This window comes from Ruegeria sp. BC2, from assembly GCF_056539245.1.
In genome coordinates this window covers 1-14015 of sequence record NZ_JBQFUQ010000004.1, presented here as the reverse complement: position 1 = coordinate 14015, position 14015 = coordinate 1, and the positions used below count along the sequence as shown (strand labels likewise).

15 protein-coding genes are annotated in these 14015 nt (G+C 60.7%); 4 read left to right on the top strand and 11 right to left on the bottom strand.

Annotated elements, in window-relative coordinates:
- Nucleotides 1-116: 116 nt before the first annotated feature.
- The 4 genes from ACR0CU_RS15045 to iolG form a co-directional block, all read right to left on the bottom strand.
- On the bottom strand, nucleotides 117-938 hold the full coding sequence (locus ACR0CU_RS15045; protein WP_093963708.1) for an ATP-binding cassette domain-containing protein: 822 nt from the start codon (nucleotides 936-938) through the stop codon (nucleotides 117-119).
- Nucleotide 939: 1 nt separating this feature from the next.
- Nucleotides 940-2046 carry an ABC transporter permease gene (locus ACR0CU_RS15040; protein WP_170343202.1) on the bottom strand — a complete coding sequence of 369 codons (1107 nt, stop codon included), beginning with the start codon at nucleotides 2044-2046 and terminating at the stop codon, nucleotides 940-942.
- A 62-nt stretch (nucleotides 2047-2108) separates the two neighbouring features.
- Nucleotides 2109-3029, bottom strand: a complete 921-nt coding sequence (locus tag ACR0CU_RS15035) for a sugar ABC transporter substrate-binding protein (RefSeq protein ID WP_170343203.1) — start codon at nucleotides 3027-3029, stop codon at nucleotides 2109-2111.
- A 122-nt stretch (nucleotides 3030-3151) separates the two neighbouring features.
- Nucleotides 3152-4165, bottom strand: a complete 1014-nt coding sequence (gene iolG / locus ACR0CU_RS15030) for an inositol 2-dehydrogenase (RefSeq protein WP_170448747.1) — start codon at nucleotides 4163-4165, stop codon at nucleotides 3152-3154.
- Nucleotides 4166-4465: 300 nt separating this feature from the next.
- Between iolG and ACR0CU_RS15025 the strand changes: the two genes are divergently transcribed.
- Genes ACR0CU_RS15025 through ACR0CU_RS15015 form a run of 3 tightly spaced genes read left to right on the top strand, consistent with a single transcriptional unit; the run spans nucleotide 4466 to nucleotide 7493 of the window.
- Entirely contained in the window at nucleotides 4466-5428 is a 963-nt protein-coding gene (locus ACR0CU_RS15025; RefSeq protein WP_254437624.1) for an HlyD family secretion protein, read from the top strand.
- On the top strand, nucleotides 5425-6351 hold the full coding sequence (locus ACR0CU_RS15020; protein WP_170365693.1) for an ABC transporter ATP-binding protein: 927 nt from the start codon (nucleotides 5425-5427) through the stop codon (nucleotides 6349-6351). Before ACR0CU_RS15025 ends, ACR0CU_RS15020 begins: the two co-directional genes overlap by 4 nt.
- Nucleotides 6348-7493, top strand: coding sequence for an ABC transporter permease (locus ACR0CU_RS15015; RefSeq protein WP_170448749.1), 1146 nt, complete (start codon nucleotides 6348-6350; stop codon nucleotides 7491-7493). Before ACR0CU_RS15020 ends, ACR0CU_RS15015 begins: the two co-directional genes overlap by 4 nt.
- 64 nt (nucleotides 7494-7557) lie before the next feature.
- Here the strand turns inward: ACR0CU_RS15015 and ACR0CU_RS15010 are convergent, their stop codons facing one another.
- From ACR0CU_RS15010 to mgtE, 4 genes are read right to left on the bottom strand one after another with little or no spacing between them, the layout of a single operon-like run.
- Entirely contained in the window at nucleotides 7558-8601 is a 1044-nt protein-coding gene (locus tag ACR0CU_RS15010) for a succinylglutamate desuccinylase/aspartoacylase family protein (RefSeq protein WP_170448751.1), read from the bottom strand.
- A 4-nt stretch (nucleotides 8602-8605) separates the two neighbouring features.
- Nucleotides 8606-9511, bottom strand: a complete 906-nt coding sequence (rimK, locus tag ACR0CU_RS15005; RefSeq protein ID WP_093963715.1) for a 30S ribosomal protein S6--L-glutamate ligase — start codon at nucleotides 9509-9511, stop codon at nucleotides 8606-8608.
- Nucleotides 9508-9993 (bottom strand): ATP-dependent zinc protease family protein, encoded by a 486-nt coding sequence (locus tag ACR0CU_RS15000; protein WP_170342576.1) that lies wholly within the window; start codon nucleotides 9991-9993, stop codon nucleotides 9508-9510. Before ACR0CU_RS15000 ends, rimK begins: the two co-directional genes overlap by 4 nt.
- 2 nt (nucleotides 9994-9995) lie before the next feature.
- Nucleotides 9996-11369: a magnesium transporter gene (gene mgtE, locus ACR0CU_RS14995; RefSeq protein WP_170343209.1), complete on the bottom strand. Its 1374-nt coding sequence runs from the start codon at nucleotides 11367-11369 to the stop codon at nucleotides 9996-9998.
- Nucleotides 11370-11451: 82 nt separating this feature from the next.
- Here mgtE and ACR0CU_RS14990 point away from each other — a divergent pair, with 82 nt between their 5' ends.
- Entirely contained in the window at nucleotides 11452-11739 is a 288-nt protein-coding gene (locus tag ACR0CU_RS14990) for a hypothetical protein (RefSeq protein ID WP_170343210.1), read from the top strand.
- Between the two features lie 48 nt (nucleotides 11740-11787).
- On the opposite strand, the gene ACR0CU_RS14985 is transcribed toward ACR0CU_RS14990, so the two are convergent.
- Genes ACR0CU_RS14985 through ACR0CU_RS14975 form a run of 3 tightly spaced genes read right to left on the bottom strand, consistent with a single transcriptional unit; the run spans nucleotide 11788 to nucleotide 13801 of the window.
- On the bottom strand, nucleotides 11788-13017 hold the full coding sequence (locus tag ACR0CU_RS14985; RefSeq protein ID WP_170448752.1) for an RNA polymerase sigma factor: 1230 nt from the start codon (nucleotides 13015-13017) through the stop codon (nucleotides 11788-11790).
- 3 nt (nucleotides 13018-13020) lie between these two features.
- Nucleotides 13021-13380 (bottom strand): YciI family protein, encoded by a 360-nt coding sequence (locus tag ACR0CU_RS14980; RefSeq protein WP_170448754.1) that lies wholly within the window; start codon nucleotides 13378-13380, stop codon nucleotides 13021-13023.
- A 28-nt stretch (nucleotides 13381-13408) separates the two neighbouring features.
- Nucleotides 13409-13801, bottom strand: a complete 393-nt coding sequence (locus tag ACR0CU_RS14975) for an MAPEG family protein (protein WP_170541363.1) — start codon at nucleotides 13799-13801, stop codon at nucleotides 13409-13411.
- Between the last annotated feature and the right edge of the window lie 214 nt (nucleotides 13802-14015).

Here is a 14015-nt window from a genome sequence, read left to right as displayed (position 1 = left end):
CAATCATTCTGTCGTGAAAGGATCCGACACGCCCACCACCCAGACCGGGTGGCCCGGCCTGCCGGACCCTGGTGATATTGGTGCCCCGCACGATACGGGACACCGGGGAGAAACCTTCAGACGGTACCGCCCAGCGACCCTTCCAGCTCGGCCATCTCCTGCCCGCCGGCCATCATGTCCTGCAGCTCTTCGGGCGAGATCTCGCCGCGCCGGGCGGTGCCCAGCGTCTTGCCGCGGTTCAGAACCGTGAACCGGTCGCCCACGGCCAACGCGTGCCGGACATTGTGGCTGATGAAGACCACGCCGATGCCCTGGTGGCGCACCTTGTCGATGGTGGCCAGCACGTTCGATGTCTGCCGCACGCCCAACGCCGAGGTCGGTTCGTCCAGAATCAGGATCTTGGCGCCGAAATAGACCGCACGGGCAATCGCCACGGTCTGACGTTCGCCCCCCGACAGGGTGCCCACCGCCTGATCGGGGCCCCGCAGGTTGATGCCCATCTTGCGCATCTCTTCCATGCAGACCTCGTTGGCGTGCTCGATGTCGAACCGTTTCAACAGGCCTTTCCCTTTGGTCGGCTCGCGCCCCATGAAGAAATTGCGGGTGACGCTCATCAGCGGGATCATCGCCAGGTCCTGGAACACGGTGGCGATGCCCGCCTCCATCGCGTCGCGGGGCGTGTCGAAGGACATCGGCTGACCTTCGAAATAGATCTCGCCCTTGGTGGGTTTGTGCACGCCCGACATCGTCTTGATGAAGGTCGATTTGCCCGCCCCGTTGTCACCCAGCAGGCAGTGGCATTCACCCGGCTTGACGTCGAAACTGACGCCCGCCAACGCGATGATGTTGCCGAAATGCTTTTCGATCTCTTTCATTTCGACGACCGGGGCCACGTCCTTGACCGCGTCGCCGTGGTGGAACTTGGTATCTTCGGTCATGTCAGCGCTCTCCCGTCACGCGTTTGCGGATCGCGTTGTTGAACAGAACGGCGATCAGCAGCATCGCCCCCAGGAACACCTGGAACCAGTCCTGATCGAAATCGGTATAGGTCAGGCCGATGACCACCATGCCAAAGATGATCGCCCCGAAGAACGCCCCGATGGCCGAGCCATACCCTCCGGTCAGCAAACAGCCACCGATCACCGCGGCGATGATCGCCTCGAATTCCTTCTGGAAGCCGCGCCGCGCATCGGTGGAGCCCGCGTCGATCACGGTGATGATCGCCACCAGCGCGGCACAACAGGCAGTCAGCATGAACAGTGAAATCTTGACCCGGTTAACCGGTACGCCCGAGTTCGACGCCGCAACCCGGTCGCCGCCCGAGGCGAAGATCCAGTTGCCGGCCGGGGTGCGCAGCAGAACATAGGTGGCGGCAATGGCGAAGGCCACGAACCACAGGATTTCAACCGGGACACCCGGCACTTTGGGCGCGCCGCTTTTGAACGTGTCGATCAGGCCCTTTTCGGCCAGCCAGGTGAACAGGCTGGCAAAGGCTTCGCCGGAAAAGAACGGCGCGAGCCAGTCATTTTCGACCTGATCGCGCACGCCGCGCAGCTGGGTCGACCCGCCGGTGGCCGCCTTCAGCCCCACCAGGGACAGGCCGCGCAGAATGAACAGAAACGCCAGCGTCACGATGAAGGATGGCAGACCCGAGCGGATGACGATGGTGCCGTTGATTGCCCCGACAAAGGCGGCAAAAACAAAAGTCATCGGGATCGCGGCGACCAAGGGCAGCTGCCAGGTCACCACGCAGACCCCGAAGAACAGGCCGGCAAAGGCCACCATGGACCCGATCGATAGGTCAAACTCGCCCCCGATCATCAGCAGCGCCGCGCCGATCGCCAATATACCCAGTTGGGCGGCCGGGGTCATGAAGTTCATGATGCCGGCAAGCGTGAACATCGATTCATCGGCCGTGATGGCGAAGAAGATGAAGACAAGGATCGCCCCTGCGATGGCCCCCAGTTCGGGCCGCTTCATCAGCTTGGTCAGGAACGGTTCCTTCTTGATCCGTTCGTCCATCGCCGCTTGTGCAGACTCGGTCATGGTTTCCTCCCGTTTGGCAGGGGCGGCGCCCTGACGCCGCCCCGGTTTTCAGCCCGCCGGTATCAGCGGATACCCTGAGCGGACAGCTCGACCACCTGACCGGCCTTGTCGGCGGTGATCAGGTTCGGACCCGAGGGCACGTTGCCGCCCGGCATCAGGCCGTACTTGGCGTTCAGCGCCATGAACACGACCGGCAGGTAACCCTGCAGATACTGCTGCTGGTCCACGGCAAAGGCCGCGTCACCATCGACGATCGACTGCAGGAAGTTGGCCGACAGGTCGAACGAGGCCACGTTCACGTCGCGCCCCGACCCTTTGACGGCGGCCACTGTGGGCTCACCGGCCGAGCTTGCGCCCAGCGCCATCACGGTATCGACGCTTTCATCCGAAGCCAGAGCCGCCGACACTTTCGACTCGATCTCGGACGGGTCGTTCGACGTGGGCAGAACGGTCACGTTGCCGCCAAAGCCTTCGGCAAAGCCCGCGCAGCGCAGGTCCAGCGCGACGTTTCCGACCTCGTGGTTCACACAGATCGCGTTCTTGCCGCCCATTTCGGCCAGCTTCTCACCGGCGGCCTTGCCGGCGTCGAACTCATCCTGGCCGACATGCAGCGCCGCGCCCAGTTTCTTGGACACGTCCGAGCCCGAGTTCATCGAGATCACCGGGATGCCTGCGGCGACCGCGCGTTCGATCGAGGGGCCAAGCGCGTCGGCGTCCGGGATCGAGACGATCAGCCCGTCGGGCTCCTGGTTCACGGCAGCGTCGATCAGCTGCGACATGGCAACCATGTCGAAGGTTTCGGGCGCGCGATATTCGACGTTCACGCCCATATCCGTGCCGGCCTGCTCGACCCCGTTCTTGACCACGTTCCAGAACGCGTCATTGGCCTGGCCGTGCGACACCACGACGATGTCCTGCGCAAAGGCCGGAGTGGCCAGCGCCAGCGCGCCGGCGGCCAAAGCACCTTTGAAAAATTTGTTCATTACGTTTCCTCCCACTAGGACAGATTTTTGTCTTGTCCGGGTCCTGGACCCATTCATCCGGCAAGGCCGAATCTCTGTCGCACCGATACGCATCGGGGCCGTTTCAGTTTCAATACTTCACGTCATTTTGCAACCGGTTTCAAAATTTCCTCCAGCTTTACCGGAATACCCGTCCTGGCCGATCGGGTCGCAGCTTCGGCCAGGGCCAGCGCTGCGACGCCGTTTTCCAGCGTCACCGGCACGGCGGATCCGGTCTTGACCGCAGTCACGAACGCATCCCATTCCGCCCGATAGGCAGGCATGTAGCGTTCGAGGAAGAAGTAGGTCGGCTTGGCACTGATCACGCCGTCGGACGTGGATTTCACCAGGTTGTTCTCGAGCACGTTGCGCGCCTGCAGCAGCCCGCCGGACCCCAAGACCTCGACCCGTTGATCATAGCCGTATACGGCCCGGCGAGAATTCTTGATGACGGCGATCCGACCGTCCTTGTAGGTCATGGTGACGACGGCTGTGTCCACATCCCCCGCTTCGGCGATGGCGGGGTCCACGGTCGATGTGCCAACGGCCGAAACAGTGACCGGTAAGTCACCCATGATGAAATTGGCGAGGTCGAAATCATGTATCGTCATGTCCCGAAATAATCCGCCCGATACTTTGACATAGGAAATCGGGGGCGGCGCCGGATCAAAAGAAGTGATCGACAGCAATTCGGGGCTTCCGATCTCGCCGGACTGAACGGCGGATTTCAATGCGCCAAAGCCCGGATCGAAACGCCGATTGAACCCGATCATGACCGGTTGACCGGCACCTGCCACGGCTTGCTGGCAGGCGAGGGCGCGGTTCAGGTCCAGATCGACCGGCTTTTCGCACAGAACGGCCTTGCCCGCGGCGGTCGCCGCCTCGATGAGGTCCGAATGCGTATCCGTCGGCGTGGCGATCAGTACCGCGTCGATATCCGGGTCGGCGATGATGTCTTCCGACGTGCGCGCTACAGCTCCATGCGCTTGCGCCAGACGTGCGGCGGCGTCTTCCATTGCGTCCGAAACCGCAACAAGCGTGCTGTCCGGGTGGTCCGAAATGGCTTGCGCGTGGACGGTTCCGATGCGCCCTGCTCCAAGCAATCCGATTCTGAGCATTGTGACCTCTGGGTATATTTCTGGCGGGAGCATGTTCTTTTTTGCAACCGGTTGCAAGGATTATTTGCGCCCTGTATGTGCCCGCGCTCTTGCCCGTCATTGCACCGCGGTCAGGACAGAACTCAGCCGGTCGTGGGCGGGGTCAATCTCTTGAATTTGCAGCCTGGGCATCCTTGGATGGCTTGGTATTGGCCCGTTTGGTTCTGCTTTTGTGATTTTTCAATCGTCTGTTAAACCTTTGAGTCGGGGCAGAAATTGACACCGATACCAAACCGCCCCGACCAAGGAGACGATGATTTGATGAATGTGTCCCTGCCGATTCCGCTGCTGGTCATGGCCATTCTCCCTGCTGCGTTGCTGGACCGATGTTCGGGCCAGAACACCGGCACCGCGTTGGGAGTTCTGGCGCGGGACCGGGTCGCACTGACGGCAACGGCCAATGAGATCATCGTGGAACTGCCTGTTGCAGAAGGGTCTCCGGTCAAGGTCGGCGACGTGCTGGTCAGGTTCGACACGGATCTGCAGACCGCGAAGCTGAACCTCGCGCAGGCGGAACTGGAAAAATCGCAGGCCACGCTACTGAAACTGGAAGTCGGCCCGCGCGAGGAAGAGATTGCGATCGCGCGCGCCAACGTCGCCGGTGCCGAGGCGCGTCTGCTGGACGCAGAGGCCGTATATCAGAGGAATTCCCAGCTGGTCGTCAACTCGGTCGTCAGCCAGGCGCGCCTGGACCAGGATATTGCCGCACGCGATTCCGCTCGGGCGGCACTGGAAAGCGCTCGGGAATCCCTGAAAGAATTGGAAAACGGAACCCGCCCCGAAGATCTGTCGGTTGCCCGGGCCAATGTGCGGGCGGCCGAAGCGGCGGTTGCCGCCGAGCAGACCGTTCTGGATGACCTGACGGTTGTTGCGACACGGGACGGCATCCTGGATTCCCTTCCCTGGAACCTGGGGGAACGGGTCGCCCAGGGCAGCCCGGTCGCGGTGCTGGTGTCCGGCGCGGCCCCTTTCGCCCGGGTCTATGTCCCCGAACCCAGCCGGGTGGACATCGCGCCCGGTGACTCTCTCGAGGTTCGGATCGATGGACTGGACCAACCTTTGACGGGCACCGTGCGATGGGTCAGCGACGACCCGTCCTTCACCCCCTACTACGGGTTGAACAAGGATGATCGGACGCGGTTGGTCTATCTGGCAGAAATCGACCTGCCGGAAACCGCCCGAGATCTGCCCGCAGGCGTTCCCGTCCAGGTGAAGATGCCATGAGCGATCTGGTGGTCTCGACCCAGGGTCTGACGCGCCGGTTCAAGGAAAAGACAGCCGTCAGCAACCTGGACCTGGAGATACGCCAGGGTCAGATCTATGGGTTTCTGGGCCCGAACGGCTGCGGCAAGACAACGACGATGCGAATGCTGACCGGACTGCTGACACCCAGCAGCGGATCCGTCTCGGTGCTGGGCCGACCAATGCCGCAATACGCCGAGCCGCTGAAGAATGAAATCGGGTACATGACGCAGATCTTTTCGTATTACCGCGACATGACGGTGCTTGAGAACCTGCGCTTTGCCGCCGAGATCTATGGAATGCCGCGCCGCAAATCCGCCGACCGGATCGACGAGTTACTGACAACCTACGACCTGACCGAAAACGCCAATCAACTGAGCGGCAGCATGAGCGGCGGGCAGCGGCAGAAACTGGCGCTGGCCGCGACGGTGCTGCACGGCCCCAAGCTGTTGTTTTTGGACGAGCCGACATCGGCCGTCGACCCCGAAACCCGCCGGTCTTTCTGGGAACAGCTGTTCGACCTGGTCGATCAGGGCGCGACGATGATCGTGTCCACGCATTTCATGGACGAGGCGGAACGGTGTCACAAGCTGGCCATCCTCGAGCATGGGGTAAAAAAGGCGGATGGATCGCCCCGGCAACTGATGGAAGACCTGAACGCCACCGTGATCGAGGTCGAAGGCGAGGGTCTGCGGCAGGTCAAACACCTACTGGATGATACGCCCAAGGTGCTGTCGACGGCGCAGGTGGGTGCCCGATTGCGCGTTCTGGTGGACAAGTCGGAAACCGATCCGATGGCGATGATCACGTCGCGCCTTTCGGACTTTCCCAACGTGGCGATGTCGGTACAGCGCCCCAATCTGGAAGACGTGTTCGTCAGCGCGACGAAGGGGCCCGCCCAATGAAATCGCTCCGCCGTATCACCGCCGTTCTCAAGAAAGAGCTGCTGCAACTGCGGCGTGACCGGATGACCTTTGCCATGGTCGTCATGATCCCGCTGATCCAGCTGCTGTTGTTCGGATACGCAATCAACACAAACATCCGCCATATACCGGTCGGGATCGTGGATCAGGCCGACTCGTCGCTGTCCCGGACCTTGGCTCAGATCGTTCAGGCTACGCAGGTCGTGACCATCACCGAGGTCTTCGCGACCCCGGAAGAGGCCGAGCAGGCGATCACCGAATCCACCGTGCGCGCCGCGTTCATCATTCCGCCCGACGTCGATGACCGGCTTGCCCGAAGCCCGTCCATCGGATTGGGCCTGCCCAACGCGACGAACCAGACATCCAGCCGCCCCGTGGCTCATTGGATCGTGGACGGGTCGGACACCATGGTGGCCAGCGCCATCAAATCCCTGCGCAGCATGCCACTGACCGAATTGCTGCGACAGCCGCCAAACCGTCAGGTCCCGACCTTCGAGGTCACGCTGTATTTCAATCCCGAGCAACGATCGGCGGTGAACATCGTGCCCGGGCTTGTGGGTGTCATCCTGACCATGACCATGATCCTGTTCACCTCGGCCGCCATTGTCCGAGAGCGCGAGCGGGGGAACATGGAGATGCTGATCAACACCCCGGTCAAATCCATCGAACTGATGATCGGCAAGATCATTCCCTACATCTTCTTGGGCTTGCTGCAGGTCGCGATCATCCTCGGGCTGGGACATTTCCTGTTCGACGTCCCCGTAAATGGAGGGATGATCCCGCTGCTGGTGGTAACGCTTCTGTTCATCATCGCCAGCCTGTCGCTTGGCCTAGTGATCTCGACACTGGCCCAGAACCAGCTGCAGTCCATGCAGATGACGATTTTCGTTCTGCTGCCTTCGATCTTGATGTCGGGATTCATGTTCCCGTTCGACGGGATGCCCAAGCCGGTTCAGGTGATCGCCCAAGTGCTGCCGGCCACCCATTTCATGGACATGATCCGCGGCGTGGTTCTGCGGGATGCAACGCTTTACGCTCTGCGCGGTGACATCCTGTGGATGATCGGGTTTGCCGTACTTGGGATGCTGGCTGCGACGCTCAGGTTCAAGAAACGCCTGGGATAATAGAGGGGCGACCAAGGCCGCCCCAAGTGCCTGTATTGACAGTATATTTTTCGTGTCGGACCGTTCAGATGATCTCGTCTTCGTCGAACATGGGATCATCTTCCAGCTGCGCGTTGATGTCTTCCATCGAGTCTTCGGCCTTTTCCACGGACCCGACCCGCCCCAGGTGAAACACGGCATCGCCCTCATTCACCACAGGCATGACCGCACGCCCGACGATCAATCCGTCGAACGGAGCGATGATATCCTCGCTGGCTTCGCCGAACGGGTCCGATACGGCTCCCAGCAGATCACCTTTGCGAACCAGTTCACCGTCCGCTTTGTAGATCCGGAGGATTCCCCCCATCGGGGCACGCAACCACTTGCTGGACGAACAGAACTGCGGCGCCGCTTTGGGCTTGGAGATCCGCTTAACGGGAACCATCCCCATGTGCCTCAGCACCCGCAGAATGCCTGCAAGGCCCGCGCGGATCGACAGTTCATCCAGGCGAAGACCCTCGCCCGCTTCGTACAACAGAATATCTTTCCCCTGCGCCTTCGCCGCGCCGCGCAATGATCCATCGCGCAGGGGCGACTGGATGACGATCGGTGCTCCGAAAACGCTGGCCAGTTCCTTGGTCCGAGGGTTGTCGGGCGAGATCCGGATCTGCGGATAGTTCGTGCGATGTATCGCCGCCGAATGCAGATCGATCCCCAGATCCGAGCGGGCGACGATTTCGGTCATGAACAGATGCGCCAGCCGCGAGGCCAGCGACCCGTTCTCGCTGCCGGGAAACACCCGGTTCAGGTCGCGACGGTCGGGCAGATAGCGCGAATGGTTGATGAAGCCGAACGCATTCACGATCGGCACCGCGATCAGCGTGCCTTTCAAGGTCGCCAGGTTGGGCGCACGCAACAGGCGGCGAATGATCTCGACGCCGATCACCTCATCACCATGCACCCCACCGCTGACAAAAACGGTAGGCCCGTCTTGTCGGCCATGCACCACCTGCGCGGACATGGTCACCGGGGTATGGTCCGACAGAACGCTGACCGGCAGATCCACGGTAAGCCGCGACCCCGGCGCCACCGTGGCGTGGCCGATCGTGATTGGCTGCCGCTTTGCCATGCCGTTACCCTTTGCCCTTGGTCTTGGTGGCCCCGGCTTTTGCGTTCTTTTCCAGGAACTCGATCATCTTTCCGGCAATATCCAGACCCGTGGCTTTTTCCACACCCTCCAGACCCGGCGAGGAATTGACCTCCATCACCACAGCGCCGTGGTTGGCGCGCAGCATGTCGACGCCGCAGGCATTCAGGCCCATCGACTTGGCCGCGCGAACGGCCGTTGCACGCTCTTCCGGGGTCAGCTTGACCACCTTGGCCGAACCGCCGCGATGCAGGTTCGAGCGGAAATCGCCCTCTGCACCGGTGCGTTTCATCGCAGCGACAACCTTGCCTCCCACCACGATGGCCCGAATGTCGGTTCCGCCGGCTTCCTTGATGAACTCCTGCAGCAGGATGTTCACACCCGCACCGCGGAACGCCTCGACAACCGATTTGGCGGACCGATCCGTATCGGCCAGAACCACACCGATGCCTTGCGTCCCTTCCAGCAACTTGATGACGATAGGCGCGCCACCAGCGAGTCTAAGCACCTCGTCGGTCTGTTTGGGGTCGTGGGCAAAGGTTGTGACGGGCAGACCGACACCGTCGCGGGCCAGCAACTGCATCGACCGCAGCTTGTCGCGCGACCGGCCGATGGCGACGCTTTCGTTCAATGGGTAGACACCCATCATTTCGAACTGACGCAGCACTGCGGTTCCGTAGAAGGTGACCGAGGCACCGATCCGCGGAATCACCGCGTCATACCCCGTCAGCTTTTCGCCGTTGTAATAGATCTCGGGGCGACGGGTTGCGATGTTCATGTAGCACCGCAGGGTGTCGATGATGTCGAGCTGATGCCCACGCTCCTCGGCCGCTTCCTTGAGGCGGCGGTGCGTGTACAGGTTGGCATTGCGCGCCAGCATTGCAATCTTCATGACAAATCCCCTTTGTCCTGGTGTTTTGGTTTGCCGCGCAACAGATGCGCGCGCTTGGTGTGAACGGCGATCGCGTGGTTCTTCAGCGCCGCCCGGCCCACGATCATCTGAAAGGTCATGTTCGTGCGATCGGTCAGAGACAGATCCAGCGGCCAGGTTTCGTCGCCCAACCGGATGGTGGTTCGGATGACGATCCTGTTTTCAGGAATTCCGCTGGTGTTCTTGATGTTGCGCCGTTCCTTTATCGGAGCCTCGATACGGATCATGCCTTCTCCACCCGGCACCTCCGTCAGGAAGGACACCCAATGATGTCCGTCCCGTTGAAACCGCCGAATGTCGGTTGCATGCAGCGCTGACGTGCGGGCGCCAGTGTCGATCTTGGCCTTGATGTCGTTCAATGGCAGGTCGGGAAGGTCGATGTATTCCATCCAACCAATGACCTTCGGCATCTGCGGCTGACCCTTGTCGGAAACGTTTGCCATAATCACACCAGCCAGGGCATCAGAAGGGTTGCAAGGCTGAGCACGAAGAAGAAGCCGGCCATGTCCGTAATCGTGGTCAACAGCGGGCCACTTGCGGCGGCCGGGTCCTGTCCGATCCGCTTCAGCAGCAAAGGAACAACACCGCCGATGGATACTGCCAGCATCGTATTGAGTGCCAGCGCAGTACCAATCACCAGACCCAGAGCCGGATTGCCTTTCCAGAACCACGCGACCAGCCCGATCAGAATACCCAGCGCGATCCCATTGATGACCCCGACCGAAATCTCCTTGATCCAGACCCGCATGGCATCTTGCGGCCGTACCAATCCAAGGCTCAATTCGCGCATGGTGACGCCAACGGCCTGGTTGCCGGAACAGCCGCTCATGTCCGATACCATCGGCAGGAAGATGGCCAGCGCAATCACCGCGGCCAGTGTTTCTTCGTAGGCCGAGATCACGCTGGCCGCGATGATGTTGAGCACGATGTTGGCCGCAAGCCAGGCCAGCCGGCGACGGGACCGCACCGACAAAGGCATCGAGCGCAACTCGTCGCCAACCACACCCTGACGTTTGAGGCTTTCACTTTCCGAGCGTTCCAGAGTGGCTTCTGCCACCGCCGTGCGGGACACGACACCCGCCAGGACTCCGTCGGCATAAACCACCGGCACCCCCAGGAAAGGATGATCGTTGAACACGTCTTCCAGCTGTTCCAACGGGGTATCCACGGTCACGGTCAGTGGTGGAACCATGATGCTTGTCAGCTTTTCGCTGCGCTTGGCGGTCAGCAGGCTGCGCAGCGATACCACGCCCACGGCGCGCCCCTCGGAATCGACAATATAGGGGTGCTGCCCGCGATACCTTTCAAAATCCTCGTCGTCCGAAGCAAGTTCGCGCAGGACATTGCCAACGGTCTGCGTGTCGCGGAACTTGAACACCTCGGTCATCATCAGACCGCCGGCGGTGTCATCCTCGAACGTGCTGAGCAGGCGGACATCCGCAGCCTCCTCGGCGTCCATTTCGGACAGGATGGCCTCGGCATCCGGTGTATCCAACTCGCCGATAACGTCGGCCTGAATGTCCGAATCCAGCTGTTCGATGATCTCGGCAGCACGCTCGGGCTTGAGGCGTTCCACAAGCTCGACCGCCATCTCGTTTGGCGCTTCTTCGACCAGTTCCGCCGCAAGTCCAACGGGCACGATCTCCAGAACGGTATCGCGCTCAGCCGGTGTCAGCTGAAGAACTTCGCGCAGGGCTTCGCTGCTGGTCAGCGGATCCAGAAGCGCCTCAAGCTCGGACGCATTGGACTGCTCGACCGCTTCCTTGATCCGAAGCGAAAGCTCTTCGTCGGTTGAGGGAATGTCTACGTTTCCGTCCATGCCTTGGCCATTCAATTGGGTTGTCGTTCCTTTATATAAGTGATAAATTTTTGTCTATAGGCAAAATTACACGAGATATAGAATGTCTGACTTCACGAATGCTGCGGAAACCCTGGCCGGGCTGTATGCCCGGGAGTTCGGAGGAAAGGCCTCGGGCCGGTATCGCATCCCGCAGAAGCTGCTGCGTGAACTGTGTGGCCGGAGAAGGCTGTACCAGGAGGACATCACGGCTCTGACCCGTGAACTTCTGGAAATGGGCTATGTCATGATTGATTTGGACAGCTTCTTTGTCGTCATGAGCGCCAATTCCTTCGTGAACTATCGGCGAGTCGGCAAGGAAATGCTGGCCCACGCGGAAGGCACCAGCTGAGTCCCTTTCCAGGCAATCGTCGCAATGGCGCCCGATCTTGTCAGATCCTCAGTGCGCGAGCCGCCGCAGTCTTTGTTGCAAAAACTTTCTGGACGCCAGGTTCGGTGTCGCTTCTATGGCCTGCCGATAGGCCGCGACCGCCGCGGCGGTGCGGCCCGTCTTCTGAAGAATATGCGCGCGGGCCGCGTGCCATGGCTGAAAATCGTCAAGATCGGGCCGCAGGCTGTCCAGCTTGTCCAAGGCCAGTTGGGCATGACCTGCCTCGGCCATCACGACGGCCCAGTTCAGGGCAACCACCGGGGTTGGCTCGCAGGCCCAAAGGGACTGATACAGCAGCGACATCTGCCACCAATCCGGGGCCGGCGCCATCATGTGGCAATCCGCAATGGCGGCCTTGAGTTGAAACGGTCCCGGTTTTCTCTGGTCTACCGCAGCTTGCAGGAGCCGCTGCGCCTCACGTATCTGACCCTGCCGCCAAAGTGTTCGGTCCTGATCCTCTACGGGCACCATAGCGCCATCAGCGTCGATTCGCGCAGGGCGGCGGGCATCGGTCAATAGCATCAGGGCCAGCGCACCTTCGATTTCGGGCTCTCCCGGTCGGAGGTCTCGCAGAACCCGCGCAAGGTAGATGCCTTCGTGGCAGAGGTCCCGCGGCCCTGTATCCTCGGTCACGTACCCGGTGGTGAAGATCAGGTAGAGGGTCGTCAGCACCGTATCCAAACGTTCCGGCCAGATTTCCGGATCGGGAACAGAGTAGCCAATCCCCTTGGCGCGAATCTTGGCCTTGGCTCGGGACAGGCGCTGGCCCATCGTCTGGTCGTTGTCCAAAAATGCCGCGGCGATTTCCCGTGTGGTCAGGTTGCAGACCGTGCGCAAGGTCAGCGCGATGCGTGACTTCTGGTCCAGCGCGGGGTGGCAGCAGGTGAAAATCAGACGCAACCGGTCATCCGGTATCGGCTCAGGCATGTCGTCCGCCACGGACTCGGGCAGGGTTATGGCCAAGGCTGCTGTTTTTCGACCTTCCCTATGTTGCGCTCTAATGCGATCGATGCCCTTGTTCAGACCAACCCGCATCAACCATGCGGTCGGGTTGTCCGGAACTCCGTTGCGGCTCCAGTGTTTCACGGCCGAGATTGCGGCCTCCTGCAATGCGTCCTCGGCCAGTTGAAAGTCACCCAACCGGTTGATCAGACCGGCCAAAAGCCGCCCCCGATCCCGCCGCAACACATCATCAATGACATGTCCAACTGCGATCGCTTTGGGGGCGGCGTTCTTCATGGGTTATCCAGCCGGATTGTAGTCCATCAGAGGCCGAACCTCGATGGTACCGTAGTTGGCGGCCGGGATCAGTGCCGCGTATTTCAGCGCCGCATCCAAGTCGGCAACGTCAACCACATAGTATCCGCCCAGATGCTCACGCGTTTCGGCATAGGGCCCGTCCATGGTTTCAGCTTTTCCGGAGCGGATCCGAAGGGAGGTTGCAGTTTCGATCCCTTGCAGACCCTCGCCATCGCAAAGAACACCATCCGCTTTCATCCGCTCATTGGCGGCAAAGAAGCCACTCATCATCTCGTCAAATTCCCGGGTGCCATAGGCCGGTTCCTGCGCGGGGTCGGTGTAGATCAACAGCATGTATTTCATAGCAATAATCCTTTTCAAAAGTTCTGGGTCAAAGACCGAAGATCCGGGTTGCGATGCAGATCATCATGATCAGCGCGGCCAGAATATTGGTTCCATTACCGACATAGCGGAGCGGGTGGCCGGCATTGTCAATCTTCAGCCCGAAAGGATGCGCAGCTCGTCCGATGACCAGCAAAATGCCCGCCGCGTTTAGGCATAGTGTAGCTGTGCCGCCCCCTTCGCCCAGCATCATCAATATCAATATGAAGGTCGCCCAGTCCTGGCAGTTTCCGTGTTGGCGCACGCGCAACATCAGCGCCATGTCGCCGCCATCGCCGATGGATTGGCCCGTGGCCGACCGCATCCCCGAGACACGAAACCATAAGACGAGCCAGATCATCGCCACTAGCAGCGCATAAATCGGTGTCGTTGAAAAAACCATCTATCGTCCTTCCTGTTTTCAGGTTCGTGTCCCAAGGACGTCGGGTTTTCTCAGATTTCGACAGGTGCTGAGATTTTTTGGTGGCGCGCTGCAATTCTTGCGCATATTGCGCGTTTCTTTCCTTTTTTTGTCGGCGATTGTTGGGTTGGTGCTGAACGAGCGGTTGAGAACGAGCAAAGCCGCCCTTGGGCGGCTCGTTTGGTGTTTTGATTTT

Bases quoted from the DNA above. Each gene is read 5' to 3' on its own strand.
- ACR0CU_RS15000 (WP_170342576.1), bottom strand. From the start codon at position 9,993: ATGGCAAACGTTTCCGACAAGGGTCAGCCGCAGATGCCGAAGGTCATT.
- ACR0CU_RS15020 (WP_170365693.1), top strand. From the start codon at position 5,425: ATGAGCGATCTGGTGGTCTCGACCCAGGGTCTGACGCGCCGGTTCAAG.
- ACR0CU_RS15025 (WP_254437624.1), top strand. From the start codon at position 4,466: ATGAATGTGTCCCTGCCGATTCCGCTGCTGGTCATGGCCATTCTCCCT.
- ACR0CU_RS15015 (WP_170448749.1), top strand. From the start codon at position 6,348: ATGAAATCGCTCCGCCGTATCACCGCCGTTCTCAAGAAAGAGCTGCTG.
- ACR0CU_RS14975 (WP_170541363.1), bottom strand. From the start codon at position 13,801: ATGGTTTTTTCAACGACACCGATTTATGCGCTGCTAGTGGCGATGATC.
- ACR0CU_RS14980 (WP_170448754.1), bottom strand. From the start codon at position 13,380: ATGAAATACATGCTGTTGATCTACACCGACCCCGCGCAGGAACCGGCC.
- ACR0CU_RS15035 (WP_170343203.1), bottom strand. From the start codon at position 3,029: ATGAACAAATTTTTCAAAGGTGCTTTGGCCGCCGGCGCGCTGGCGCTG.
- ACR0CU_RS15040 (WP_170343202.1), bottom strand. From the start codon at position 2,046: ATGACCGAGTCTGCACAAGCGGCGATGGACGAACGGATCAAGAAGGAA.
- ACR0CU_RS15045 (WP_093963708.1), bottom strand. From the start codon at position 938: ATGACCGAAGATACCAAGTTCCACCACGGCGACGCGGTCAAGGACGTG.
- rimK (WP_093963715.1), bottom strand. From the start codon at position 9,511: ATGAAGATTGCAATGCTGGCGCGCAATGCCAACCTGTACACGCACCGC.
- mgtE (WP_170343209.1), bottom strand. From the start codon at position 11,369: ATGGACGGAAACGTAGACATTCCCTCAACCGACGAAGAGCTTTCGCTT.
- iolG (WP_170448747.1), bottom strand. From the start codon at position 4,165: ATGCTCAGAATCGGATTGCTTGGAGCAGGGCGCATCGGAACCGTCCAC.
- ACR0CU_RS15010 (WP_170448751.1), bottom strand. From the start codon at position 8,601: ATGGCAAAGCGGCAGCCAATCACGATCGGCCACGCCACGGTGGCGCCG.
- ACR0CU_RS14990 (WP_170343210.1), top strand. From the start codon at position 11,452: ATGTCTGACTTCACGAATGCTGCGGAAACCCTGGCCGGGCTGTATGCC.
- ACR0CU_RS14985 (WP_170448752.1), bottom strand. From the start codon at position 13,017: ATGAAGAACGCCGCCCCCAAAGCGATCGCAGTTGGACATGTCATTGAT.